Here is a 26,726-nt window from a genome sequence, read left to right on the forward strand (position 1 = left end):
GCTACTTTCTTGTGAATGTGGTCGTTGGCTGAGCCGGTTTAGAAAGGAGGAAACAGTAGGGTAGGGGATCGACAACCTGCCCGTTATACCGAACGCCGTAGTGCAGGTGGGGACCGGTGGTCATGCCCGATGCGCCAACCTGCCCAATAACTTGGCCACGATAGACAAAGTCACCAGGTTTAACCCAAGACGAGAGTAGATGTCCATAGAGCGTTTGATGGCCCCGTCCGTGCGTTAGGTAAATAGCTAACCCAATGCCGTCCGGTTGATTGATTAGTTGCCGACAAAAGCCATCGGCGGTAGCGTAAACGAGGGTTCCCAACGAAGCCGGTAGGTCAATACCCGTGTGAGATGCCAGACTCCCTAGTACGGGATGTTGCCGCATACCAAACCCAGAACTCATGCGGGTTTTCACCCGACCGGTTACTTTATCCGCTTCCACATAAAAAGGTAAAATAGAGGGAATATCTCGTAAGCGATTCAACGATCGTTGCCGATCTGTAAGGACTGTTTTGCCCACTACTTCCTTGTTCCGAAGCGCCGTTACCCGAAGAATAGCCAGGCTATCCACGTATCGTAAAAATTTTACGCTATCCCTAAGGGGAACATCGGTCATAGCCGATGAGGTCGGTTTCGAGAAGCTGGCCAGTGAATTGGTTTTGTCGAGGTACGTAATTGGAAAGGAATGCTCAGCGCGTTGAGCGGCCGTATCGGATGTAGCCAACTCTGAGTTGGGTGAGAGCAGGGTAGGAGCGGTAAAGACGCCCTGAGCTATACCGGATTGAGACCCGACCAATAGGAGATAAATTGTGAGTAACTGATTCAAAATGCGCATAGCCAAAAATAAAAATAAAAATTCTTGGATGCTATAGTGTACTAGTATATACTATAGTAATTCGCTTACTTAAAGACTGTTCCCCCAATATCCCTAAACGCTGAGCAACAAGCACGATGGCTAAACAGAACAAACCCAACCGGTCACCCAGCTTAAAAATTTCGCCCGTCAGTGAAATGGCCCCCGAAGCCGAGCAACTCAAAGAACAGTTCTACGAACTGCTCTTGCCGGAAGAATACCAGGAACTGCGTCAGTACTTGGGGAACGATGGTTTTCTGAGTAATGATGAAATTAGTGCAGCCCTGCGAGATGGCCGATTAGGGAAGGAGGAACTTGCCGAAAAGCTTTCGACGCTGAATCTTCCAACTGAAAACAAGAGCTTGCAGGAAAAATTAACAGACTATCTATGGGAACTGCACCAAATTGTTAAGGACCCAGCCTTAGACCAAATTCGAGCGGATCGGCTCTACCAAGTCGAGACCATTCAAGCTCTGCCGGGGGCTGAAGCTAAACCGGAAGTGGCTGAACAAGTAAAGCAACGACAACCGGACCGAAGCCTGGAGATCGTAAACGGCGGGCTCATCGCTAACTTTCTCCACAACTTTAAAAAAGCGTATAACCTTCAAGAAAATCCGCCACTAGACATGGGAAAGAAAACGCGCTATCAATGGCAGGACGTCGAAGCATCCCTGGAAAAAATGGGGCTCACCCGGGAAATCTTAGCTGAAACAGGCAATCTGGACCGGTTATTAAAGGGCGAAAAAACCGGCGTAATTGACTTTAAATCGGTGTATAATAATCAGGAAACGGCCTTGCGGGGAAAGCTCTATTTGGTGGGGCAGGGGGAAGAAGTAAAACCCTATTTCCAAACGGTCAAGCAGACGCTGCAAGTGCCCGATCAAAAATGGGGATACTCGTTTAGTCAGGAAGACAAAGATACGTTGAAACAAAAAGGGGAATTAGGTAAGCAGGTCGAGTTAGACGACCAGTATACGAAAAAGAAATTTACCGCTTACGTGGGGGTCGATCAGGAGACCAACTCGCTGACCGTTTGGCGGGCCGACCGGTTTCACGTACCTATTCAAATTAAAGGCGTTACCCTATCGAAAGAACAACAGGAAACTTTGCAACAAGGGGGAGCCATTCGCTTGAGTGGTTTGACGAGTGAAAACGGTCAGAAGTTTGATGCCGATGTCCAGGTGTCCGCTGGTAAACGAAGCCTCAGCTTTTCGCCCCCTTCCGAAGCGATCAAACAAACCCTCAATGTAAAAACAGCGAAGGAGATGGAACGCTCATCCGATCAACTGCAAGGCACTTCAGCCGGGGGGGCTACCACGAAGACTAGGTTACCTGAGCAACAACGAAAGACGGACGCTACCAATCGTGGTATTGACCCGAACGTTGGTAACGCTGGAGAACAAACCGCTCAGAAGGCGTCAAATAAAAAGAAAAGCCAGGCTAAAAACAAAAAGACCCAGAAGGATCAGGGTCTTAGCGTAGGGTGAGTGCAGCGTACGTTACTGACGAGCCCAAGTTAGTGTCGCTGTGTGAACCTTATTATCTTCACTGTCGATCACATCAATGTGCCGGTGCCAAATCATCGTCGACTGATCAACCGTCACATTGATGTAATCACCGGATTCGTAGGGCGATACAATACGTAACGTAGAGCCAGCGGCTTTCCAAACGCCCCCTTCGGCAAAACCAAACAGGGTCAGCGTGCGGGAGTTGCAGTTATCGGACGTTGTGCGCGAGATGGTACCTGCGCTGGTCATGTTCATGCGAAAATTATTAATGCATTCATCCCCAATCTGAGTTCGATACGCGGCTAATAAGTCCGTCACATCCTTACCCCATACGCCGGTTTCTGACGGGTCAATCGTTAAGGCCTGGAGTTTCCAGGTGCCAGCGACCAGCGCCGGATCAAACGCCGGGGTGAGCTCATCCCCACCCCCTTTTTTGCAGCTCAACAGCAGGGTAAGACTTACGAAAAGAATCAAACGTTTCATAGTTATCTATCTAGTAATTGGATACAAATATGCCTACCTACAACCAACCCAGTTTTCAGGATTACCGGAACCAAATCTCAATTATCGAACTGGCCCTGCATTCAGGATACGAGTGGCAACCCAAAAAAGGAAAAACGCTGCCTGTTCTTTACCATGTCGGATTCGATGATCATATTGTCGTTAAAAACCCCAACGACTCAGCAAATCAAGTATATTTTAAAACGGGTTCTTACGCGGATCGCGGTACATTGATCAATTTCGTATCCAATCGGTTAACGGCCTGCTTTAGTCAATTCAATAATCCCAATCGTACCCCCGCGCAGTGCATTAACGACGTCCTCAAAGATTATCTGGGTATCGTTCCCGAGCGAAAGCAATCGGTGAAAAAGTTGGAAAACTTTATTCATCAAAGCTTTCGGGAAGCGGGCACTGAGAAGGAATTCTCCCTGGAACTCTATAAACTCAGCCAGCTACCCGACAAAAACTACTTGACCCAAGAACGCTGTATTCTTCCCGAACTACTCAACTCACCCCAGTTTTCGGGGACAGTGGCCACCCAGCGATTCTATTTTGACGAGGGCAAGCCAATATACCTGGCTGGTAATCAACCGTCACCCAATGGCGAACGGGTGCTGGAAAATATCGCCTTCCCTTACATTTCAGGCGATGGAGAAGCCATCAATGGATTGGAGCTGCGAAGCGCAACGTTTAAAAGTCACGCCGCTGGCTCAGACCGCAGCCACGGTGTATGGATCTCCAATGCCAATGAAAACCCAACTCAGCGGCTCCTCGTCGGTGAAAGCGCTATTGATTTGTTATCGTACCGACAGATGGAAATTTGTACGGGCCTCCATCCCCAGGCCGATAGCCGGTATGCCTCCATCGGTGGTAGTTTGTCGCTGGATAATATGACGACCCTGGAAAAATTTATGACTACCTCAACGCAACTAGTATTTGCGTTTGACAACGATGATAAAGGAGCCCGTTACGCGCTTACGGCATTGGCGGCGATGTCAAAAGACAATTTGTCGTTGACCCAGGCCAGTCAGCAGGGGTATGTTGCCCTACAAGTTCCCTCACCTGCTCTCCAGAAAGTCTTTACAAGCTTAATTGACGAACACAGCCGAGCAATGCAAACGTATATGCCTGAGACGCTAAACGAAGGAGGGACTGATCTAAAAAAGAACATGTTCCAATGGCGAGCAGAGACCAACGTACCCACACTGGAAATTCCGATTAATACGGCCCTGTTAAACACCGTAACGAATCAACTCATTCAGTACGGTCAGTTTACCCGCTCGGTAGCTATCGTTCGGCCCAGGGGAAAGGATTTCAATGAAGATTTGAAAGCGGAACAACTCCGTCAGGTAAAACGGCCCCTTCTTTTGATCAATGACGCTAAAGGCCAGATCGTGAACCGATTTGCCACCGAAGATGAGGCTCGTCAATTCATCGAGAACGAATTAACGAAAAAAACAATGTCAATTGGTACTGAACTTCACCTACTAGAAATAGGGCCTTCTAGGCTAAACCCAACCGTACTAGGTGATATTCACGTGACCCCCTCAGGTTTAGAAATAAGCTATTCTGATACGTTCAAAACGCAGGCTAATCGACAGCGCCATGTACCAAAGGTAACCAGCGAACGAACGTTGTAATAGGTAGGAAATCCAGAACGTACAAAGGAAAATAGGGGTAGGAGAGAGGTGTTGAGAATGTCAATGTAAACCGAGCCTTAATCCTAACCGGTGACTACGCACATTAACTGCTTAACTGCCTATGAATGATCTTAACGTAGTGACCAGTAAAAGTTAGCAAGTCAAGAGCCGGGTTGTTCAACCGCCTACACCCCATCTAGTGGTCAGAAATCGCCTTATAAATGAGATCTGGAAAGCGGGCAGCGACTTTTGCAACAGCCACTGACATTATGATTACTTAAAGTCTTGATTCAACCACTCCCGGTCGGTACGCCGGAGCCGGACCGTAAAATAGAACCCAAGTGACCGCAACGGCAAAGCGCCCCAACTTACTAGTTAGTTGGTAAATCTGGAGCAAATCCTAATTTGGCTAAAACTCCCTCATACGAACTGACACCCTCAAAGGCTAAAGCCCCATTAATATCTGGTTCGTCGTCTTCGTTAAGAGGAACCACCCATGCTGTAGCCTTATTTTCAGCAGAGACTGGAATACTTACCGCAACTCTAGTGACAATAACTTCCGTATGCGTGTATTTACTTAAATCATCGTGATGAGGAATCCGCAATACCCAAAGTAAAGGAGCTGGAAGTTTATAGTAACTATCTATATTTCCATCGGCATCTACATCCATGCCTATTGGAATAAGATCTTTTAATAAATAATGAGAAGGCATAAATTTTGAATCACTAAACTATCAACCACTTCAAGAACCACCTTAAGATTCACGAATAAAGAGAGATATTTTGACTCTTTTATAGAAGTGATAATAAGACTATTCCGCAGTTAATATACCACTCCACTTGGTCGTACAACATGAAGAAGGCCATTGCTGTTTCTCTCCCAGGATGAATTATAGCTATGAGCATTCAGCATGACCCAGTCCCGACCATAACGATTATTTAACGAATCCACGTATATATTCAGTTTTATTGACCGCTTGTCCGGCAATTCCTAATAAATAGACAAACAGGAATGGAGTTTCATAACAGTAACTTTTTTATCAAAACTATATAGAATAGTTCTTTTTCTAGACTTGACTCCCAGCCTAAGGAACAAAAGCATTATTTTATTTGGTGATTTCATACCCTTCTGTTGGGGAGTCCACCAGCGAATTTATTATGACTTTTTACGAGTTCAATACGTTATAAAGAGAGGATCATTATCAACGTGTTTAGGACCAGGTTTTTTTCTTGCTAAGTTGACCTGTCGAAAAATCACGCGTTAGCTTGTATGCGTTAGGTGATTTTTTTGTTGAGATTCGTCACGAACTGACAGAGAATCAAATCACTGGTTGCCGATCTTTCCGCAGTAAGTTCGCTTTGGAGCCTTACTTAAGCCACATTACCATCACTTCATTGTTTGAATAATTGATACCTGAAACAATCCAAATTGGCATTTTTGGGTTTTCTTTGAAATAACGGTAGCTACTACTTACCGCCGATAGTGAGTTTACAGTTACAAATTCCGTGCTTTAGAATTTCCTATGGAAAAGATTATTTTGATTACAGGCGCTTCAACGGGCCTGGGTGAGACCATTGCCAATTACCTGACCAAGCAGGATTACGTAGTGTATGGCACCTCACGGTCCATTGAAAACCTGCCTAAATCATTCAATACGCTGAATATGGACGTATGCGACGATAAAAGTATTCAGAATGCTGTCCAACGGATCATCGAAAAACATGGTCGTATAGACGTACTTATAAACAATGCTGGCCTGGCTATCGCAGGACCGGTCGAAGCCCTTCCGCTGGAAGAAGTACAACGTGTATTTGACACCAACGTCATGGGCACGCTTCGTACGATTCAAGCCGTATTACCATCTATGCGAACCCTTAAGTCAGGCTTAATTATCAACATCAGTTCGATTGCGGCCGAAGCTGGTTTGCCTTTTAGGGGAGGCTATTGCGCATCGAAAGCGGCCGTGGATCGGCTGACTGAAGCCTTACGATTTGAGATTGCACAGTTCGGTATTCAAGCCTGTTACGTGCAGCCGGGTGGGACAAAAACCGACATCAATAAAAATAGACTACGCGTCTCATTGCCTAACCACAGCGCTTACAAAGAAACATTTGACCGTACTTATGAATTAATCGACGAGAGTGTCAGCGGGGGGATCGAAGCCGACGTATTTGGGCCATTGGTTAAGGAAATTATTGAGTCGAAGCAAGTTGAGCGGATGTACCGGGTTGGTAAACCACTGGAAAAGTTTTCTGTGGTTCTGAAGAAATTACTGCCTACCACCATTTATGAGCGAATGATCCGGAATCATTATAAAATGTAGCTCTGCTAGCCAATCCTCTTACACACTAATGATACCTAAATCAAGTGAACTTAATATCAGCCATCTACTGCACCGGGCGCTCCAAAAATTAACGCGGCCAGTGGCTGAAAGTCAGCGCCGGTTGCTTCTAGTTGTTAACATTACTTATCTGGTGCTGGCAGCTGAGTACATCCTAACGGAATGGTTCTCCACGGGCCAGGCAGTACCCGTGCAAGTGTTATGGTATGTGTACGTTCTGGTTGGGGTTACAAATGCCATTTCGCTCGTGTACACCTATGTTAACATGAGCCCTAGTCAATCCCGGAATATACTAGGGTTCACTATCGCTTTTAAAACAACAAACAAGTTTGAACAACGCTTGCGTTGGGCAAGTCTAATAGCCATCATGATGATGAGCTTCTGCTTTATGATTGGCTTGGGCAATCCCAGTAATGATACGTTATTGACTGATTTTGGATTGGGACATTCACTCATTGTGCTCGTTGCAATGCTGCTGGGTAGAGAAGCATCGTTTATCTGGTTTTCAATCGTATTAGGTATTCTGGTTTATACAACCTTTATGGAGAAAGGTTATTCCTACCAGTACAATTACCTGACGTCAGCTGAATCGACACGCTACGAGACTGCGTTAGCCAAGGGTGAAAAATGGGCTGTCAACCGACAGGAGCTGTTGAAGAGGCAGCACATGAACTCTCCAAAAGCTTCCCGCTATTTTAATATGTGGGTTTGCTTCATAGTGGTAGCGTATCTGTCAGCTTATTTCTTTACTGATAGTGCCAAAAAGATGACTGAGGTTGTTCCCGATGTAGAAGCTGATATGAAAGTAGCTCTCGAAGAGGCTCGTCGGCAAGATTTAAAAAGTGCATTACTGAAAGAGGAAGCCCTTAAAACAGAACTGAAGAATTTAAAGGCCCAGATTAATCCACACTTTTTATTTAACACTCTGAACTACTTCTACATGAAAAGTTCGGAGTACTCCGATGAATTAGCTAGTTCTATTTTGATGCTTTCTGACATCATGCAGTACAGTGTACGAGACAATGTAGATCGTGTTAATTTGGATGAAGAGATCAAACACATGCGGCACTTTATCGAGTTGCTCCAGTTGCGTAACAACAATAGACTGTGCATTGACTTTTCAGTAGAGGGTCCAGTTGATCAAATTCAGGTATTACCCTTCCTCTTTATTGGTCTGTTGGAAAACGCATTTAAACACGGAAATATGCTTAATCCCGAAAAGCCATTGATCATTACAATTGAAGCTACTCCTCCTTATCTTAAATTTTTCACATGTAATCAGAAAAACCTTAAAAAGAGGGTTAGCTCAACGCTTATCGGTCTGAATAACACACGTCGGCGACTGGACTTAACGTACCGAAATTATTCATTTGATATTAATCAGGACGAAGAAAGCTTTTGTATTGATTTATCAGTAAATACGAATGATCTGCAAGATGGGTTAGCGTCTCAAATCGAGATTTAACAAGATCCACTTTTAAATATTGATAACATGACCTGTATTGTTTTGGACGATGAAGAATTATCAGTTAATTTTTTAGTTGATAAGAATATCAGAAAAGTCCCATATTTAAAGCTAATGGGTACTTTCACTAATCCACAGGAAGCCCTTCTGTTTCTACAAACGAATACCGTCGATTTAATTTTTCTGGACATAGAGATGCCCAATTTTGACATTGACGGTATTGACTTTATGAAACTGATGAAAGCTGACCAGCGATATATCTTAGTTACGGCTCACGCAGAATATGCTTTAGAGAGCTATGAATATAATGTAGTCGATTACCTTCGTAAACCGTATTCGTTCGATCGCTTTGCAAAGGCAGTGCAAAAAGCACAGGAACGAATTCAACTGCCAGCCCAGGCTCAAGAGATTAGTCCAAAACTTATCGATTCCTTATACGTTAGGTCAGACAACAAGAAAGTTCGTATGCTGTTCGATTCCATATGCTATGTGGAAGCAGATCGAAACTACGCAACTATTTTTCGCGCTGACGATCATATCGCTACCAAAACGACTCTTAACAAACTGGAAGGGGAATTTCCTGTCACTCATTTTATGCGGGTTCACAAATCATATATTGTTTCACTGGATAAAATCGAGTTTGTGGAAAAGGATCAAATCGGAGTCAAACGAACGGAAGGAATCGTTATGATTCCACTAAGTAGCCTATACAAAAAAGAGTTACTTCAGGCGATAGAAAAAGGCTAAGAAAATTCTTTTCAACATTCCAACTTGTCGTTAACTAAAACCCATTTGAACGAGCTAGTACAGTTGTAACGATCATGTTAAAACTGACTATCAAGGTCAATCAAAATTATAGGGATTTGTTGGCCTGGAGTTCAAAAGTTTTGGTTGCTTTTGAACTCCATTAAATAAATAAGCGCTTAATCGCTTTTAGAACCATATTTTAAAAAGGTTAACTGTTCGATATCCTCCTAAAACGTGGATAGTGAATAAGGCGATTCGCGCTATGATGTAGCGCCGGAAAGGCTTCTATCACCAGCCGAATGAATTTTGGAAATTAGTGTTTTTATAGACTTGTTTGAAACCTATTACTTTCAGCAGTAAGATGTTGGGTAGGAGAAGGTATTTGGGATTCTTCAAAAGCTCAACTAGAATTTCATTTTTATGGACGTTTTAATGAACTACAGTAGGGTGGGAGGGAAGTATCCTAAAACAGGCCTTTTGGCGTTCAATAAACCCGTTCAATTTAATGGTTCAGCGTTTTGATTCTCTGCACCGTTTATTTGGACGGTTTCAGAGAATTAGCTATTCAGATATAAATGAAATCTTCCTTTAGCGGTCAGTTTTAATGCCTATTGAGCACCCCAAAACTCTCCAACATTTAGGGTGCACTGAAAACTTTAACCGACTGTGTAAATTTGAATGGATAAAAAACAGAATAGTTAGTGAGTACCCGCTTTTATCGTTGCTCCGCCGTGCTTGGTAGCACGAGGGCGGATAGTAATTTTAACCGGTTGTTGGGTAATGGCTTTTGAATTGGCTTTGGCAGCCCATACAAAAGCTTCACCTGCATTCAAACTAGACAGTTCCTTCGCAGTCAGATGTGCCGTTGGCTCTAGTGACCGTTGTACATGCTTGAGCCACTGGGGTGCCCGAAATTCGTGCATAACCAAAATGGAGCTTAACTCAATGATTTCGTTGGGCAGGCTGGGTGGGTCCTGACTGGCGATCAATAAACTTACACCTTTGTGGCGCATCTCTCGAATAGCAGTAACGATGTTCTGCGTAAGTTGCCGGTTGTTCATGTACTTATGCGCTTCGTCAAATACAATGAACTTGTTAAAGGGTTGTCCATCGTCGCCTTTCACATTAGCAAAGATGTTGAGCATGATAACGAAAAGTCCCAATGCTTCATCCTGAAGTATTAGCTCGTCGCGTAGGTCTACAATCAGTAGCCGTCCGGGTTTTACCAACTGCCCCAGCCTATTACTGTCATTGATATATTCGTGGGCAAGCATCAACCGCGAACGTGCCTGTTCTTTCTGCGAATCATTCAGAAGCGTTGTGCTGGCAATTGTATCTTCAAGTAAACCCAATGAGATGTTTTGGCGTATCATACGCATCAGGTTATTAATCTGCTTCATATAGAGTGACTGATTATCGGAAGCCCCCATTAAAAACAGCCAGTCTTTTATGCTCAATTCTTTGGAGGAAAAGGTTAGTGGAAGAACGGTTAAGTTTGGGTACTCCGCTTGTCGTTCCTCTAACTTTGCCTGGGGCACCAGTAAGATTATATCGTCGATGTGGTCGGCGGTAGCACCATAGACGGATTTTAGTTTCTGCAATTCACTTTCTCGTGTGTTCGGCAGGTTCATAGCCGTAAATTCGGGCGCGTAATCCTGGCTTTCGCTGTAATGAAAGATAACGCCTGCTAACGGTTGAGTTAGGGCGTTAATCCCTTGCATCTGCTTGAGTACCATCTCCGCAATCACACCCAGGGTATAGCTCTTACCAGCCCCCTGTACGCCAAAAAGACTAATCGTGTTGGTATTACTCAAACTCATAGCCACTGTTTTGCGGCTCGACGTCTGCCCTAGAATGCCGTATTGCCCACCCGGTTCGTCGTCGCCGATGAGTAGGTCGAATGCAGGTGGTGCAGGTAACTTAGGAGCTTCCGTTGCTGTAACAGTGTCATAGACGGGCGGTTCCTCACGTGAGAGTTGCCCGTCTATGATTTGCTCTGACGAAGATGGTAAAAGCAACGTTTCGCCCGGGCTTTCTGAACTTGGTGCAGTGGTCAGTTGAGTCGGCGCAACTGGAACCGAAGACGTTAAACGTACCGGGATTGGATTGTCACCGATTGTATAGGCACGACGGGTACGTCTTGTAAAGTGTTCTGCCACATCGTCCGTCGATTTGTCTGACCGGCGGGTGTTGACAGCGGATTGTGAATCGAAGAGGTCACGAATGCCCGCTTGGCCTATTAAGAAGAAAGTTAGATCATCGTCGGTTTGTAGAAGCTGAAACGCATCTGAGCTGCCAAAATCAAAAATCAGCCCTTTACGCTCGAAAGTAAATGTATAATCAACTGGAAGGGCATTTAGAAATTGAAGTCCCCATAACCGTTCCACTTCGTTTAATAATCCATATCGATGCGCCCGACGCAGGTAAAAGCTAAGCATGTCGGCCATTTCTTTCTGCTTTAGGTCACGGTCGAATCGTTCTGTATTCGAGCCAAACTGCCCCGCCCATACCCGCACCGTATTATCCATTTGCTCAGTCATCTCCAGCATAAGCTCAGTCTGCTCATCGCTAGTTAGTCCAGTTGTGCGAGCTTTAATCTCAATTACTTGTACGTGAATACGTTGTTCAGAGGGCAGTAGCTGGACCAACATCAGGTCTGCTCTGCTTTTTGATTCACTGATGGTTTTATCAGTAAATAAGTATTGATGCAGGTCAATCGGTACCAGAATTTGACTATCTAATACCCCCTTCCGTGCCAAAAAGCGCTTTGTTAGTCCGATTCCGATGGTTTCGAGTACCCGGTTTGGATTGCTGTTAAGTTGTAGAACAATCGTACCAGAAATAGTTCGTAAATCATCGAGCAGCTCGGTGGCCAGTTGTCCAACGTCGGCCAAGGGCAGCCCAAATCGCAGTAATTGAGGGGTTATCAAGTGTTCGACCTCTTCATTGGGTTTGGTAGTCAGGTACGTGTTCATACCCAGTAGCCGCTCTCCAGGGATGTAGTCAAGCAGAAACGGCACCTGATCGCCTTCTTTTGGTAAATCGTAAAGTTCGGGGCCGAGGTGATGGTCGAACGTGATTACCCAGTCGCTGGTACGGTGTACCAGATTCAGTAGCACCTGATCCTGATTCGAAAGCGTCAGTTGGGTAGCGGGCAGAGAGCTATCGCCAGCACCGGTGCTTAGGTAGTAACTGACTAGCCAGTTCAGCGTATCGAGACTACCGGCCATGTCTGTAGCCAAATGTCCTGAGACGCGACCATTTGCATTCGTGATGAATCGAGCCCACGAATAGGTAGTTGTTTCGTGGCTCACATGTACGTCGATCTGCGGTTCTATAAGTAGTCCGTTCAGGTAGTACGATTGGCTTTCTGCGGGTGGCTGGGAGATAAACGTGCGAAGTGGAAAGGGGCTGATCAAAAAGCTCAGATGCGCGTCATACGCATTTGGCTGGGCTAAGTAATCCTCCAGTCGATTGGTGCTCACCCGAAGACGGGGATGTAGCCGGTCACCGGTGATGCGCGTGAACGACTCAGCTTCCTCTGAAACGTTTGCGTCTGGATTAAGCAATCTGATAATGCCTTCGCCATGCCGCACGAGTCGATCAGCCCGACCCTGGGCCGTGCTGTAGAAGAAGCGGAATTCGTAGCGTAACCCTTTGAACTGTACGTTTTTTTCCAGCTCAACCAGTACTTGGGCAAATACCTGTCCCTCGCCTGCGTTAAACAGGTTGATATTGAGTTGCTCGGTATACGGGTGCAGTTGGATATAATTCTTTAGGTGGTGAAGCACCACTTGTTTATCGACATCATTCTCAGTCTGTTTTCGTCCCGTGATATTAAATAATCGCTGGATAGATTGCAGCAGTAGCCGGTTACGAGACGCCATTGACTCCAGATCACGTTCAACTGGCACCGACCGCAGGTATAGTCCCCAGCCGTAGGTTAACTCACCAATGTACTCGTGGCTGTATTGATTGTCGAAGCCTGCCAGCACCAGTGGCTGATTCGTGGGAAACAAACTGCCGAAAAACAGGTCTTCTACGGCATCGTTCCAATAGGCCAGTCGACTAGATTGGTCAAGGGTCTGGCCCTCCCAGGTGTCAAACTGGTCAAGTAATTGAAGCCACCATCCCATGCGTAATGGGTGAAGTGGAGGAATCAGACATGCCGGAACAGTTTCCTGCCGAAGTACTGTTGCCTGCAACTGAATAATGTCAAGGTGTTGGAGGGCATAGGTCAGATCGAACAACTCCCTACGTTGATCATCCGGCAAGGTGGCTGCTTGTTGAAGCTGCTGCTGCAAGGTGGCTAATACGTGCCGGTATTCGGCAACATACGCAGCCGCCAATTCTCTGTGTCGATATAACTCGAACGTTTCCCAAACACCGTCGCCGGTACTTAGTTCCTGTTGAATAACAGCAAACAACTGGGTACGTAACGCTATAAAGTGCGTAAGTAACGGATGGTCACTTAGCACCCCCGCTCCCAGTGTAACCGAGCCCCGCTCCAGTGCTTCGGAACCCGTCAACTGAACCTGACATGTACCCAATTGCTTGGGATTCGCCAGGATCTCGACTTCAATCTGCCGAAGCTTTACCGACATCTCGACCTGGTAACTGAACCGAGCGTCGACGTACCGGGCAATGAACACGTTAGTTTGTGTCTGCTTATTCGATTCGGTCCATCGCCAATCAGCATCGTCTCGGTCAAGTAACGTAGGTATCTCACGGGCTCGCAGCAGTCGTAATCGATAATCGAAGTAGGCCTGCACCATGTTGGATAACCGATCTTTCCGGTCGCGCCCAGTGCGGTCTTCTCCCCCTTCCTCCTGATCGACCGTGAACAGAAAGCTGGGTGAATCGCTGATAAATTTACCCAGAAACTGACTCTTATCGGGTTGAATCCCGGCCTGCACACAACGCTGCTGTTCGGTTTCCCATTCTGCCTGCAACGTGCGATCCGAGAACGGGTCATTCGTGTTTAGTTGCAGGTTATTTTTGTCGAAGGCTACTACCCGGAAGAAGTAATTATCTTCAGGGTCGATGACAGATGGGTTTAGGGTAAGCTTCCGGGTCTGATAGTCTCGGTTGGTGCGTGAGCAGGCAAAGCGCCCCATATCTGCTACCCACTCGTATTCGCCCGCACCGGCATGCCGCATGAGCATAACCTGAAACTGAGCCAATTCGGGCTCTTTCCGGGGTACGGGTACGGTGGTAAATTTAAGCGTAACGTCGGCTTTCTGATCGGGTGGACAAAGCAGGACATAATCCCCATTTTTATCTTCCCGGAGCTGGCCTTTACTGCCTCTGATGGGCATAAGTGCCAGCACACGTACCTGCACTTGACGTTGCTGCTGCAACTCATTGATTGTCCAATGACTAAAATTCAGGGTTGGCTCCTGTTCGTAAATCTGACGTCCAATTTCCGCTGGTGTGCGAAGATGGGCGTTCTGGTTCAGGAATTGGGCAATGCTGCGCTGTAACGTCTGATCTGTAACGGGCAACTGCTTCACCCGGTCATAAACGGGTAGGTTGAAGGCCGTCATGGTCTGCGTACATTGCAAGTTGTAGACCAAACGGTTTTTTAGCTGGGCAAGATCATTCGCCAGAGTACGGTCGGGTAGCAGGTCAAGGTGAAAAAGCAGGTTCCCAAATTGGTCGATGGGTTGTCCCTGCTCAAGCAAATCGATTAGGTAGGTATTTAACTGGCCTGGGGTATGTGTCCCGTGCGTTTGTTCCCAAAGCAACTCAAAGGCAGTTCGTACGGCTGGGGTCAGTTGGTCACGAAGTCGAAATAACAAATGCCACTCGGCACTGTCGATGGGTAACTCGCGAAATGTTGCATTGCCGAACGAGTCTTCGGCAGCCGTTCGTAACGTTGATGGGCACAGTACAAGGATTGGACGCTCCTCCCGGTTACGCAACTCGATAAGCTTGGTCGCGGTGATGTAGGGGGCTTTATTTCGGCTCGCATCAAGCAGGAAGGTATCAAGCGTGGGAACGTCAGTACGAAATCGGCGCGTCAACTCTTCCAGGACATTATCGGCCACGCCCGATAATTTCATGCAGTGTCCAGGCTCAGCCACCTGTAACTCGTCGATAAAGAGATCGTAAATAATATCGGTTATATACTGGGCGTAGGTCATGGGTTGAGCGAGTAGCGTGGACGGATTTTTTGAAGGATATAGGCATCGCTCAGCACGGTGTAGAAACCAATTTGCCTTAGTTTATCCCGAAACGCCTGTACGTTGTCGCGAAAGGCCTGGTGTGTTTCCAAATCGGCATCTCGGAAGCGAGGGGTATCGATCCCGCTGACAACCAGTCCATATCGGCTGTTTAGCCAGGTTAGGAAGTCTTCCATAGATACCGGCTCAGTACGGTATGTTTGCCCATCGGTTTTTAAAACGCTGAGTTGCACCAACATTTCCAGTAACTTGGTGCCCAGCACGAACCGGCGTTTGCTGTTGCGAGTACGTCCGCCAATAAGCATACCGCTTTCGTTATTCTTCAGCATCAGCGTATCGAGCAACTGCACCAGATACTTATGGTAAAATGGCCCCCGGGCTTTCACTACTAGGGCTAAATACCTCTGAATATCGTCGGCCTCGTACGAGATGATATCCTGTATGGTTTCTAGTTCTTCTTTGTTGTCTTCATGCTCCCGAATGGCCCGCAGCGCCGAACGGGTATCGGCCATAAAGTTGTCATCGGGTTGCTTAAGTGCGGCTAGGGCTGCTTCCAGGTGTGCTGAGTTAGTGGTCGATAGATCCAGGTTACGAAGCGACAACATCAGCGCAAAATTCGCCTTGATGTATTCCAGAATGGAATCGTATACACCTTGTGCGTCGGCATTGGCTAGCCGAGCTGCTCCGCTGCCGGGGTCGTCGGTCAGATCTACCACAATAGAAAGTGCAGTGTCGATATCGGTACTTCCGGCACGTACCATCTGCGGTAGATACCGCACTAGTTTGATGGTGTACAAGCTGAGGTGAAAGGCGGTTAGGGTCTTGATATAATCTATGAGCACGTGACGTGGCACAGTATTGCGGTATTGCAATAGCCGGTGTACATCATCGCAATAGTTTTTAGCGTCGATAGCCAGCAGGGGCCTTACGCGCGCAAACACATTTTGGCTGTCTTCCTGTGCGTTGGTAGTGTTATCTTCAATCAGTCGTAAAATGCCCAGACTATCTACGTCTAAACTTTGGCTACTGGTGATGCTCGACCCGTTCCACCCCTCATCGAGAAACTGGCGCAACTCGTCGCGCACGGCTTTATCTTCCGATAAGAAGGAATAGACCTGCTCAGACGTAAAATAGTCGCGGGTATGGCGGGCATTGCGGAAGGTGAAGCTTTGCAAGTGGATAGGCCGTAGAGTGGCAAAACTTTCGGATTCACTGCCCCGAGAGACCAGATCAGAGAGGTTGCTACGTAGCCACCATCGCACCGCGTCGGGATGCTCAATGGCACCTATTATCCCCCTTCCGTCCCGTTCGGTCTGCTGAAATGCACTGACAAGCTTATCAATATCGAGTTTGTCTGAGGCCCGCCGAACACGTAGCCGGGGCTTACCACCGTTATAGCGTAATAACACGAACAGATTTGTCATAGTCCGGTCGATGTCAATCTGTTTAGGATCGATAAAGCACACCAGTTCGTTTCTGAACTCGCTTTTGCCTTTGATCTGAGGTACTTTAATGGGCATCGGTCAGTCGAATTGTTCGTTGTGAATAATAAGCCGATTTTGTGCGTCGGCTTCGATGGCTACGTAGGTTTCGCCCGCGCTACCCTGGCGGTCGCCCGTAACCACTACTTTACGGTAGGGTAAATTGGCGAGCATGTTACGAAACACCTGATACTCGACAAAACGGCCTTTTAGGTCGTTGAGCGAGGGCGAAAAGCCTTTCTGAATGTAGTACAGCATCTCGTACAGATCGAGCGAAATAGTCAGGGCAATGTGGCGGTTAGCCGGGTCACGGTGCCGAAAAATCAGCTTGTCAGGTACGTATTCCATATAGTCGCTCAGGCTGGGACGGCGGTCTTCTACCAGCTCGAAATCGTCTAGCGGAAATAGCCGATACGACGCACTCAACGGGTCGGGACGACCAGCCGCCTGCACCACATACCGGCGGGCCATATCTGGGTTCTGGCCAGTTTCGAGTCGTGCTATGGCTTGCGCAATGCTCTGTTTGGCGTCGAACAGGGCTTTTTTTACCGCGTCACTGTCGCCAGCTGGACTCACCAAACGCCCAAACGAACTCACGGAACGGTAGGGGTTTCGAACCGACTCACCTTCGTGTCTCCGGTTGTCATCTTCGGGTTGGGCTCCTTCCTTACGCTTTTGGTCGTCGCGATCAGGGCGGTAGGTTTGGTAAAAACGCCCCTCGAAATATTGATGCCGAGCCAACAGTTGCTGCACCACTCGCCCGGCAGTTAGGTCGGTAGGGGCAGCGGGATCGTCTTTCCAGGTGTTTAATACCATCAGTAAGTCGCCTTCGCGCTGCTCAAAGGCAATGTATTGGCGAGCCACCAATGGCGAAAAAAACAAGGCCCTGTCAAGAGCGGGAACGACACTACGGCCGACATCGAGCCGTCGCAACTTGTCGATCAGCCGATCCTGATTGCCTGGGTCATCTTGTGGGGCTGTCAGGTTATAATAATGCTTACTGAGCCAGTCAGCCGGTTGTACCGACTTCTCGGCGAGGGTGTGCACATCGACACAACTATGGTCGCGGGTAATCCAGAACGCCAGCAGCGAACGCAAATCACGCATGGTGATGTGCAGGTCTCGCCGAAAATGAACCGTGCGAACGAGTTGTTCCATCCGACTAATTACTTCGTCGCCTGCGGCAGGGTCGTTCATCGACTGCACATTGAAACGGATAAAGCAGGCTTCCCGTATGGCGCAATCGGTGCAACCTTGCCAATTGTCGGGCTTCACGAATGCCTTTACCTGCTTGCGAAACAGGCTTGGCGCCGTTTCATTGGTGGCACTAACCACGGCCCGGACATTGAGGTTAATCACCAGCAGACCATCGGGTAGGGTTCCGGCATTCTCATTATAAAAAAACGCTTCGATGGTATCGGCCAGAAAGCCAAATTCAGCACGCCGTTGCTGAAGATACTCGACCAACCGACCTTCGTTGATGGCCAGTAGTCGCCCTTCAGGTGCTTGCCGAAAATTGGTCAAATGGGCGAAAGGGCGAAAAAAGGCATCTAGTACAGCGCTATTCTCTTGGTCTACTTCGTCCTGTGAACCGTCGTAGTTGCTCTGAAATGGGACGTTACCAATACGAAAACTAGCCCCGTTGCCGGTCGGCAATGGAGTAAATTGGCTGCCGTTATCAGCCTGCAAGGCTTCTTCTACCCGCTGAATGAAGGCCGTTTTACCATCCCCCGCGTTGCCGGTGATGATGACTAATCGAAACGTTCCGTCCAGAATGGCTTGCTTGAGATGCGTGTCTAAGCGTGTTTCGATGTAGGTATCGCGAGCGAAAGCATCGAGTCCTCGAAGGGTTGAGGCCCGCGTGCCGGCGTTATTATAACGCGACTGGCTAAACAGACGATTGAGTGCGTCTACAAAATCCGACGTCGGCATCGCTGTTTCGGCCGACGATTCGCTAGCAGAAGGTATAACAGCTACTTGCTGCATCGGTCTGGTAAGACCACCTGGGCCAATGGCTTCCAGCGCTGTGAGCATCTCGCTTGCCGAACCAAAACGGTTGGCCGTGCGCGGCTGCACCGCTTTTAACAGAAAGTCGGCAAAGGCGTCGGAAAGGTTTTCTACGTGTCGGCGTGGGTCGGTCGGTGGATTAGTGAGGGTCGGTTGTTGATTTTTGCCATACGGATGGGCATGGCAAATGACCTGATAGAGGGTCACGCCCAAGGCAAACGTATCGCAACTGGCATCCCAGGCCATGCGTCGGTTATCCTGCACTTTGTCGGGTGGAGCGTAGGCGTCGGTACCAACCCGGTCGGTGTTAGCAGCAATGCTGGCCACGTTGAAATCGATCAGCACAAACCGTTCCTGCCGGTGCCAGATGATGTTGTGGGGTTTAATATCGCGGTGCAGAATGTTCCGCTCGTGCAGGTACGTCAGAGCTTGCAACAGCTCCTGCCCGGCTCGAAACACGTTCGGAAACGTCATGCCGAGTGGTGGGTTACCATACACGTAGTCGCGCAGGCAGTCGCCTTCCAGCAGGTCCATGAGTGTAAAGTAACGCCCATTGCTGAGCCGACCGTTCCAGCGAAAGCGCACGACATTGACGTGCTCCACGTCGGCCAGAGCCGCGTATTCGTCTAGAATGCTATCGAACTGCACACTAGGGTAAAACACCTTCATGGCGTAATCTCGACCTTGAATGGTGTGTTTCACTCGCCATACTTCCGAGTAGCCGCCATTACCAATTTTATCGATCAGCAGAAAGTCGTTGATCTTGTCGCCCTGTCTTAGTTCTTCACTATCGCGGTAGCTGTATTGCGCGGTTGCCTCCGCAGCCTTATTAGGCAAATCGGATGTAACGCTGGTCTGAGCCTGTTGCTTCACTTTATCCAGAAACGTCAGTACGTCGTCCAGGCTGGCAAAGCGGTCGTCGGCGTTTAGTTGCAGGCAGCGATCAATGAGCTCATCGGTCCAGATAGGGAGTTCGGGCTGCACAGCATGGGGCAGTTGTTCTGGTTTAAGCCGTCCGCCAAAGTGATCGAGGTCGTTCCATTGGGTAAAGTCGTCGCCGTCGTTGTAGCGGGGTAGGTGACCCACCAGCGTTTCGTAAGCAGTCATACCCCAGCCGTATACGTCGGTTCGGGCGTCGGCCTCATGCGGGCGTGCCATCTCCATGGGCATGTAAACGCTCAGTTCTTCGTCGCGCAGGGTGGGAAACACGGTGTGCCCCTGCCGCTCAGCATCCGAGAAGTACGATTTGCCGAAGTTGGCCAGAAAGGCCGAGCCATCAATGCCCAGATACACATTGTCGGGGCAGACCTCGCGGTGATACACCCCGGCCGCGTGCGCGACTTTCAAGCCCTGGGCTATGCTGCGCAGGATACCCAGTCGATCCTGAAAGGTGAGCGTCCGTTGCTGCAACTCACGCCGGAGGCTACTTTCTTCTAAATAATCGCTGATTTCGTAGAAATACCCTTGTTCATCGTCGCTTCTAAAATCAACGTGCATAATATGGGGGCTGCTGGCCATCTTCCGCAGAGCCACGTACTGGTTCTTAATACCTCCCAAGCGTAACCGTCGGGCGTGGGCATCAAGATGCGCCAGCGACACGGCATATTCCGATACTTTGCGGTAAAGGTTTGTCTGAACGCCCTTTGGCTTTACCAAATAGTCGGTTCGGCTGTCAGTCTGGCTAAGAATCTCAATGATTTCGTACTCGGTCTCGAACAGGCGGGGTCGTCGTTGGGCAGGAGCCTGCCGGGCGGTCAGATACCGGCAAATGGGTTCTTGCAGGTTCCCAATTTTCCCCGCGAAACTCCGGGCGCGGTCGGGGTCCTGCAAAAACTCGGTCAGGCCTTTGTCGAGCGTAAAGGCTACGTCGGCGCTGTCGCCTTCGAGTTGCATCGACACCATACTGGGGTGCGACAGGGTAATGGCCGAGGCTACCCAGGCGCGACCCCAGGCGGTATCCTGTTCTTTGAGCTTACTGGCCAGTACTTTGGTCTTGTATGCGCAGGTACGTAGTGGGTTGCCTTTGGGCCGACCGTTCAAAAACCATTCACGGTCGTCGCCGGTTAGGTAGCCATTCCAGTCTTTATTTTCGAGGTGGTAGATGGCGTGCGGGGCTACTACAAGGCAATCGTATTCGAGCACCTCCACCGCCCGGTTGCGCGGATTGGTGTGAGGTAGTTCTACGTTCGGCACCACCAGGTACGTGTCGGGCAGGTTCTTTTCCAGAAAAGCCAGCAACCGGGTTTCGCCTTCGTTTACCTCGCCTTTGTCATAAATGGTGCGGATTAGTTGGGCCACGCGTTCAGTTAGTTTTGAGTATGGTTTTCTACTTCGGCTTCAATTAGGGCGCGCAGTACGTCTTTGTCGGGCAGTTGCACTAAATATTTTGATACAAACACTTCGTTGGCCAGTCCGCCCGTAGCAAACTCAACTAAGCTGTCGTTTTTGTCCGCGCAAAGGATGATGCCCACAGGTGGGTTATCGCCCTCGGTCATCTCGTATTTTTTGTAATAGTTCAGATAAACGTTCATCTGCCCTGCGTCGGCGTGGTCGAATCTGCCTAGTTTAAGGTCGATGAGCACATGGCTTTTCAGGATGCGGTTGTAGAAAACCAAATCAATCCGATAATGAGTATTATCGAAGGTGATGCGCCGTTGGCGAGCCTCAAAACAGAAACCCCGACCCAGTTCGGTCAGGAACGTTTGCAGATGGTTAAGAATGGCCGTTTCGAGATCGTTTTCTGAGTACTGTGGCTTTTCGTCGAGGCCCAGAAATTCTAGCATATATGGGTTACGAATAACCTCGGCGGGCAAGATGGTTTGCCGCTCATTAATTTTAGCAATCACGCCCGCTTTGTCGGTCGAAAGGCCGGTACGTTCAAAGAGCAGTGTAGTGGTGGCACGGGTCAATTCCTTAACTGTCCAGGCATTTTTCACCGCTTCAACCTCGTAGAACCGACGCTTCAATTCTGAATCGACCCTGCCCAGTTCAATAAAATGTGAAAAGGTTAAGCTGTTTAAAAGCTGTTGGGCCGGTAATCGTAGTTTGACATCCTCTATGTTGGCATCGTCCATTTTTACAGACAGCGTCTGTAAAAATGCAGGTAGTAGTTTATCTGCCAGCACATAATCGGCAAACCAACGATAGGTAATGTAGAAGTGCCTGAAATTAAAGAGGTTGGCAATAGTCATGCCTTTGATGTGGCGTAGTTTTTGTGCGGTACGCTTCATTAATTGCTCCCCTTTAGTAGCCCGGTCGTCGCCGTTTTGCTCAAACTCGACCAGATAAAAGCCGATCAGCCAGTTTCGCACAGTCATAGCCGTATTGACCTGCTGTACTGCCCGACCTGCTAATTCGGCATGAATACCTTCAATGTTGGCTATTAACTGGTTAAAGTCCATCTAATCCGTTCGTTTCAGCATATCGTTTGCGATTCGTATGGTAATTTTTTTACCTGAATTTGGCAGACGCGTCCGCTTCGGCGGCCCGATGTCAAATTCAGGCATGTCCTCCTACCAACTCCCCACCAGTTCTTCGACCCGGGCAATGGCTTGTGCTTCGCATTTGTTGGCTTCGGTAAGTTTCTCATAGGCAGTTTTGACCCGTTGTCCGATAGCGTCTTCAATCGCTTTATCGAACCGGGGGACAGGCATCTCGTTAAGCATAGGCACTATGAAGCCAAGCAGGTTTGTGCCGCAAACTGACGACCGTAAAATCCTGAACCACAACTTTGAATTGAGTACTGTGAACAAGTAGCCCGAATTAATCAATTGCTCGTTTGGCTCAAACCGAATAATGTGTTGAGCAACCAATTTATCTTCGAGATAGCCCCAGACGAATTTGGCACGGCCGAAAATTTCGTTTTCACCCAACGTACCTACCCCTGCCACCAAAATAGTACCCTTTTCAGTGAGGGCTTTACTATTGGTCGGCACTGTACGGGGAGAAATCATTTGCCCTTTTGGTTTCAAGGCAAAAATGTCTCCCTGTGAGAAAAGCTCCACTGCTGAGGCTGCTGTAGATTCTAAGCGTTTGAATCGCCCTGTATAGTATGGCTCCTGCTGCAATACATCGACCAAGACATCGTGCTTGCCAACGGTCAGCGCAGCTACGATTTCGCGTAGGCGTTCGGCGTAGTTACGGGCTCGGAGGGTGCGAGCTGACAGAGCCGCGCTACTGACAACAAACTCGGCGGCTGTATCACGTTCGCTGGCGGAGGTCAGGCGTTTAAAGGTATTTTTGTCAAGTCCAAGATTGCCTAAGAACTGCGCTTCGGCCTCACTCAAGAGCGTGTTGGCCTCAACCCTTAGTTTGGCTACTGTTTCAATTGCCGTGTGAATAGCCTGCTGCTCATTATCTGGTAGAATAGGAATCGGCAAATTAGCAATATGGTGCGGTTCAATATGCTGAATGACACCACCGTAGGTACCCTGAGTCAATAAAGCGTAACCAAACTTTGACGATAGATAGGCATACAAATATCCACCTGGTATGACCGTTGAATTTGGTACAATCCGAATTAAATCGTGTGTGCCAACCTGCCCATCGAACAAGTCATTAGTGTATACAGTGCGGCCAATCGAACCTGAGCAGGATAGCAGAATCCAATTTTTCTTAATAGTAAGTTTACTTAGATTTTTCGTGTAAGCTTTGGACAAATACGTAGCTGAGAAAGGGTCTGACTTAATCATGTCAGAAGCTGTAAGGTACGGGTACCCTTTTGAAGAGTCTGACACGTACACACGAGTAAAGCGTCCGCCGAGGAACACACTTTCTGTAGCTTGCCGGAGAGTTAAACAGCCCAGTGGGGCTTTATCAATTAGCGTTTTTGCCTGACGAGCTTCACTTAAATGGTAGCTTGCATCAAGCCGGGTGCCAGCTTCAGTATACCAAGCCGAGGAGCCGGTTTTTACAGTCATCATAGTCGTTCGCCGTTACGGAAGCGGTGGTATGCTTCGCCAATTTTGGGTAAGTCGTCGTCGAGAACGGGGGTTTTTTCGCGTCGCTCTTTCAAGGTTTTAGTGTTAGTCTTTGTGTCGAATTGCAGGTACGACACTGTCTTCTCCGTGATGATATCTTTACCGTCTTCGTCTCGTTCCTGGATGGGGTTTCCCCGGCGGTCTTTTCCTACCTTTTCGGCTATAGCCATAAACACATCATAGGCTTTGTATTTTCCATCGCGTTGTAAGGCACGTTCAGTTTCGGTAAGGCGTTGGAGAAATAGCAACGAAGCCTGTACGCCTACCTGTGGCAAGAAAGCCTCTACGGGCAAGTCAACGGAAGCCAGCACACGGAAGCGTTTCAGAATCCAGTCGCGAACATATTCGGTGTTCGGGTTGCCCAGAATACCATCGGGTAAGACAATAGCTAACCGTCCGCCTGGTTTTAGAAACTGGTAGCAGCGATCGATAAACAAAATTTCGGGTGGTTCCGAGGCACTGAGCCGCCCGTCCATATCCCAGCCGCCATTGCCATCGCGTTTCCAGCTGTGGCCAAGGTCGTACTTCTCCAGTACATGTGGGTCGTTGATCGGGATTTTAGCACCAAACGGAGGGTTCGAGAAAATAAGGTCAAACTTCTCCTTAGCGTCATCGTAGTCGCGGTCGGGTAAGTCATCGGCGGCATCAAGGCTGTCCAGGAGTCGTTCGTTAAAACCATTGATTTCGTCCGTATCGTCACCGTCTGGGTATTCGAGGCTATTGAACTGGAAGATGTTGGCGTGGCCATCACCCGCCATCACCATGTTCATGCGGGCGGCCCGTTTCAAGTCTGGGTCGAAGTCAATGCCGAATAGTTTTTCACCAGCGTATAAGCGTACCCGTTCGTTCACGTCAGGTGAGTTGAAGGTGTCTTTCAGCCATTCACCGTCCAATTCAGGATAGAGTTCTTTGGCAATCTTCTTCCGAACGTGATCGAGCACCATGACCAGAAATCCTCCGGAGCCGCAGGCAGGATCGAGCACCCGGTGGCTGGGGTCTGGGTCCATCATGTCTACCATGAGCCGCACAATATTACGGGGTGTAAAAAACTGCCCACGCTCCTGTTTAAGCGTGTTCGAAACAATAGTTTCATAGGCCATGCCCTTTACATCGACTGTGGCGTCGAGAAATGAGTATTTTGCCAGTTCGCCCGCTACGTAGCTGAGGGCCTTTTGGTTGAGCTGAATTTGCTCATTGCCCTCGAATACATCCTGAAAATCGTCGCTTTCTTTTAGTTCATCGAACAGCTTCTTAATCCGTTCCGACACATCGCGTCGGCCGTCTTCGGTATGTGGCTCAGTAGCGCCCACCCAAAATCGACGTCGGTATGACTCGCCTTTCTGATGGCAGATATCGCGCCTTTTTTCATCGTAGATTTTGCAAAAAATCAGGTAAAGTAATTGCCAAAAGGCATCTTTTGTGCGGCCCTGGTTGCCGTAGATATAGTCATGGCAGCGCTTAAAGGTTCGAATCAGCGAATCGTTGGCCGGTTTCCTAACCGTCATCTTGTCGGAGCGTGTCAGGTCATCCATGTTCTCGCCCGCGCCGGGAAAGTCCGAAACCTCCTGCAACCGTGCTTCGCCGGTAGGCTTAAAGCCAGTACGGTGCCGAAAGGAATTCATCAGGCCGTTGGTCCAAAGGCCAAACTCGCAGTTTTCGAGCATGTTTAGGGCATCGTCGAGCAACACAACGCCCTTACTCTTATCTGACTCTTTAGTTTTGCCATCTTGGACAAAACACACCCGAATGATGCCATTCTGAATGTGTTCAGCTCCTTGTTCGAAGGCCACGAGATCAGCTTTTCGACGGATTTTCTTACCGCTTTCATCTTCGCCAGTAAACGGAAAATCGCGTTCGAGGTCGGTCATGTCGAAGCCATACTCTTCGTTCATCTGCCGAATCAAGCTTTGTAAAGTCTGTTCTTTTTCAGTAGCCTTCATGACAAGGCCAGTCAGTACACAAATGAGTCCGTCGGGGCCTGGGCTCTCTTGTATTGGTTCACTAGTGCCAATTTCTTCCACATTCGACAAATTAGAGCCTGACGAAATAGCGTCGGTTGTGGTCTTGTCGGATGCCAAATTGTCGGTCATGTCATCGTCAGCAAGAATCTTGTTTGTTGATCGTGTAGGCAATTCGGGCTTTGATGCGGGTAATGTAATACCTGGAAGCATATTTAAATAGTAGTCAAGTTCTTCTAAGCGGTCCCGTCGACGAGCGTATCGGCGTAATCTGTCAATATTTATAGTATAATGTTCATAAGCCTTCGTGATCATCGACTTCAGGTAAGGCTGGTATGACTCAAAAAGGTCTTTGTGTATTAGGGCATCAATCAATATCTTCTCTAATGAGCTAATTGTTAAGCCATTATAATCAACCGTAGGTGACTCTTTTGACAAGGCGCGCATAATTACTGCAGACGTTTCCAACTGGACAAGGTTTTTAACTGCAGGCTCATCAGGATTAAGTAAAATTTTCTTACTGAAGTCGAGAAGCAACCCAAATGCCTGATTGAGTTGTCCCCGATCAAGTTCAATCAGCGTAAATGAATAGGCTGGTTGGGGAACATCGTCGGGCAGGAGACTATTCAACCAGTTTGTATCTGATAAACAAACGGTGGTTCCGGGCAAGTCTGCCCGCAGTCGTTTGATGAGTCGTACTGATTCGTTAGACAGTGTCGGCTGGAAAGTAGCCGGAGGGTCAATAACGTATCGACCTCGCCCCGCGCTGTAAATAAGACCTTTTGATTTTAGATCATGGATGCGCCACGTCAACGTACCTTCAGTCAGGTCGGGAAATTCCAAACGTAGCAGTTCTGTTAGTTCGTCTTTAGTCCAAATTGACTGATCGCGGAGCTTCGCGTTGAATTGTTCACTATAAGAGTTCAGCACAAGTAAACCAAAGGATTGTTAAATACTGCTGCAAGGTAGTTATATAGCTGATAGGATTTCAAATTTTTGGCAAAAAAAAATACTTAGTTGCCGGAACTTTGAGTAGGATTTATTGATTTAGACGTCAATG

The 26,726-nt window shown here is 48.1% G+C and carries 14 protein-coding genes; 5 read left to right on the plus strand and 9 right to left on the minus strand.

Translation table 11 applies throughout. The features are described from left to right. Position 1: 1 nt before the first annotated feature. Positions 2–835: a M23 family metallopeptidase gene (locus tag GJR95_RS11605; RefSeq protein WP_162386016.1), complete on the minus strand. Its 834-nt coding sequence runs from the start codon at positions 833–835 to the stop codon at positions 2–4. Between the two features lie 116 nt (positions 836–951). Here GJR95_RS11605 and GJR95_RS11610 point away from each other — a divergent pair, with 116 nt between their 5' ends. Beyond that, positions 952–2,340 (plus strand): DUF3945 domain-containing protein, encoded by a 1,389-nt coding sequence (locus tag GJR95_RS11610; protein WP_162386017.1) that lies wholly within the window; start codon positions 952–954, stop codon positions 2,338–2,340. 12 nt (positions 2,341–2,352) lie between these two features. On the opposite strand, the gene GJR95_RS11615 is transcribed toward GJR95_RS11610, so the two are convergent. Then, positions 2,353–2,844 (minus strand): hypothetical protein, encoded by a 492-nt coding sequence (locus tag GJR95_RS11615; RefSeq protein WP_162386018.1) that lies wholly within the window; start codon positions 2,842–2,844, stop codon positions 2,353–2,355. 29 nt (positions 2,845–2,873) lie between these two features. Here GJR95_RS11615 and GJR95_RS11620 point away from each other — a divergent pair, with 29 nt between their 5' ends. Continuing rightward, on the plus strand, positions 2,874–4,502 hold the full coding sequence (locus GJR95_RS11620; protein ID WP_162386019.1) for a toprim domain-containing protein: 1,629 nt from the start codon (positions 2,874–2,876) through the stop codon (positions 4,500–4,502). Between the two features lie 371 nt (positions 4,503–4,873). Here GJR95_RS11620 and GJR95_RS11625 read toward each other — a convergent pair whose 3' ends face one another. Continuing rightward, positions 4,874–5,215: a hypothetical protein gene (locus GJR95_RS11625; RefSeq protein WP_162386020.1), complete on the minus strand. Its 342-nt coding sequence runs from the start codon at positions 5,213–5,215 to the stop codon at positions 4,874–4,876. Positions 5,216–6,025: 810 nt separating this feature from the next. Between GJR95_RS11625 and GJR95_RS11630 the strand changes: the two genes are divergently transcribed. From GJR95_RS11630 to GJR95_RS11640, 3 genes are all read left to right on the plus strand, one after another. Then, complete coding sequence (locus GJR95_RS11630) at positions 6,026–6,826, plus strand: SDR family oxidoreductase (RefSeq protein ID WP_162386021.1); 801 nt, start codon at positions 6,026–6,028, stop codon at positions 6,824–6,826. A gap of 100 nt (positions 6,827–6,926) precedes the next feature. After that, the gene (locus GJR95_RS11635; RefSeq protein WP_162386022.1) at positions 6,927–8,309 is read left to right on the plus strand and encodes a sensor histidine kinase; all 1,383 of its coding nucleotides are present in this window, start codon (positions 6,927–6,929) and stop codon (positions 8,307–8,309) included. Positions 8,310–8,336: 27 nt separating this feature from the next. Beyond that, positions 8,337–9,056, plus strand: a complete 720-nt coding sequence (locus tag GJR95_RS11640; RefSeq protein ID WP_162386023.1) for a LytR/AlgR family response regulator transcription factor — start codon at positions 8,337–8,339, stop codon at positions 9,054–9,056. Positions 9,057–9,754: 698 nt separating this feature from the next. On the opposite strand, the gene mads8 is transcribed toward GJR95_RS11640, so the two are convergent. The 6 genes from mads8 to mads2 all read right to left on the minus strand — a co-directional run bounded on the left by mads8 (position 9,755) and on the right by mads2 (position 26,596). Beyond that, on the minus strand, positions 9,755–15,202 hold the full coding sequence (gene mads8 / locus GJR95_RS11645) for a methylation-associated defense system ATP-binding protein MAD8 (RefSeq protein ID WP_162386024.1): 5,448 nt from the start codon (positions 15,200–15,202) through the stop codon (positions 9,755–9,757). Then, complete coding sequence (gene mads7 / locus GJR95_RS11650) at positions 15,199–16,761, minus strand: methylation-associated defense system protein MAD7 (protein WP_162386025.1); 1,563 nt, start codon at positions 16,759–16,761, stop codon at positions 15,199–15,201. The genes mads8 and mads7 overlap by 4 nt, the downstream gene beginning before the upstream one ends. A gap of 3 nt (positions 16,762–16,764) precedes the next feature. After that, complete coding sequence (gene mads6, locus GJR95_RS11655) at positions 16,765–21,027, minus strand: methylation-associated defense system protein kinase MAD6 (protein WP_162386026.1); 4,263 nt, start codon at positions 21,025–21,027, stop codon at positions 16,765–16,767. 8 nt (positions 21,028–21,035) lie between these two features. Beyond that, on the minus strand, positions 21,036–22,130 hold the full coding sequence (locus tag GJR95_RS11660; RefSeq protein ID WP_162386027.1) for a PDDEXK nuclease domain-containing protein: 1,095 nt from the start codon (positions 22,128–22,130) through the stop codon (positions 21,036–21,038). Between the two features lie 111 nt (positions 22,131–22,241). Further along, on the minus strand, positions 22,242–23,651 hold the full coding sequence (gene mads5 / locus GJR95_RS11665) for a methylation-associated defense system restriction endonuclease subunit S MAD5 (protein WP_162386028.1): 1,410 nt from the start codon (positions 23,649–23,651) through the stop codon (positions 22,242–22,244). Continuing rightward, positions 23,648–26,596 carry a methylation-associated defense system DNA methyltransferase MAD2 gene (gene mads2, locus GJR95_RS11670; RefSeq protein WP_198424837.1) on the minus strand — a complete coding sequence of 983 codons (2,949 nt, stop codon included), beginning with the start codon at positions 26,594–26,596 and terminating at the stop codon, positions 23,648–23,650. The genes mads5 and mads2 overlap by 4 nt, the downstream gene beginning before the upstream one ends. Between the last annotated feature and the right edge of the window lie 130 nt (positions 26,597–26,726).

The organism is Spirosoma endbachense, assembly GCF_010233585.1.
Taxonomy (GTDB): Bacteria; Bacteroidota; Bacteroidia; order Cytophagales; family Spirosomataceae; genus Spirosoma; species Spirosoma endbachense.

What these genes read in the sequence shown, in the direction of transcription:
- GJR95_RS11630 (WP_162386021.1), top strand. Translation starts at nt 6,026, where the DNA reads ATGGAAAAGATTATTTTGATTACAGGCGCTTCAACGGGCCTGGGTGAG.
- GJR95_RS11625 (WP_162386020.1), bottom strand. Translation starts at nt 5,215, where the DNA reads ATGCCTTCTCATTATTTATTAAAAGATCTTATTCCAATAGGCATGGAT.
- mads7 (WP_162386025.1), bottom strand. Translation starts at nt 16,761, where the DNA reads ATGCCCATTAAAGTACCTCAGATCAAAGGCAAAAGCGAGTTCAGAAAC.
- mads8 (WP_162386024.1), bottom strand. Translation starts at nt 15,202, where the DNA reads ATGACCTACGCCCAGTATATAACCGATATTATTTACGATCTCTTTATC.
- GJR95_RS11615 (WP_162386018.1), bottom strand. Translation starts at nt 2,844, where the DNA reads ATGAAACGTTTGATTCTTTTCGTAAGTCTTACCCTGCTGTTGAGCTGC.
- GJR95_RS11610 (WP_162386017.1), top strand. Translation starts at nt 952, where the DNA reads ATGGCTAAACAGAACAAACCCAACCGGTCACCCAGCTTAAAAATTTCG.
- mads5 (WP_162386028.1), bottom strand. Translation starts at nt 23,651, where the DNA reads ATGATGACTGTAAAAACCGGCTCCTCGGCTTGGTATACTGAAGCTGGC.
- GJR95_RS11605 (WP_162386016.1), bottom strand. Translation starts at nt 835, where the DNA reads ATGCGCATTTTGAATCAGTTACTCACAATTTATCTCCTATTGGTCGGG.
- GJR95_RS11620 (WP_162386019.1), top strand. Translation starts at nt 2,874, where the DNA reads ATGCCTACCTACAACCAACCCAGTTTTCAGGATTACCGGAACCAAATC.
- GJR95_RS11640 (WP_162386023.1), top strand. Translation starts at nt 8,337, where the DNA reads ATGACCTGTATTGTTTTGGACGATGAAGAATTATCAGTTAATTTTTTA.
- GJR95_RS11660 (WP_162386027.1), bottom strand. Translation starts at nt 22,130, where the DNA reads ATGGACTTTAACCAGTTAATAGCCAACATTGAAGGTATTCATGCCGAA.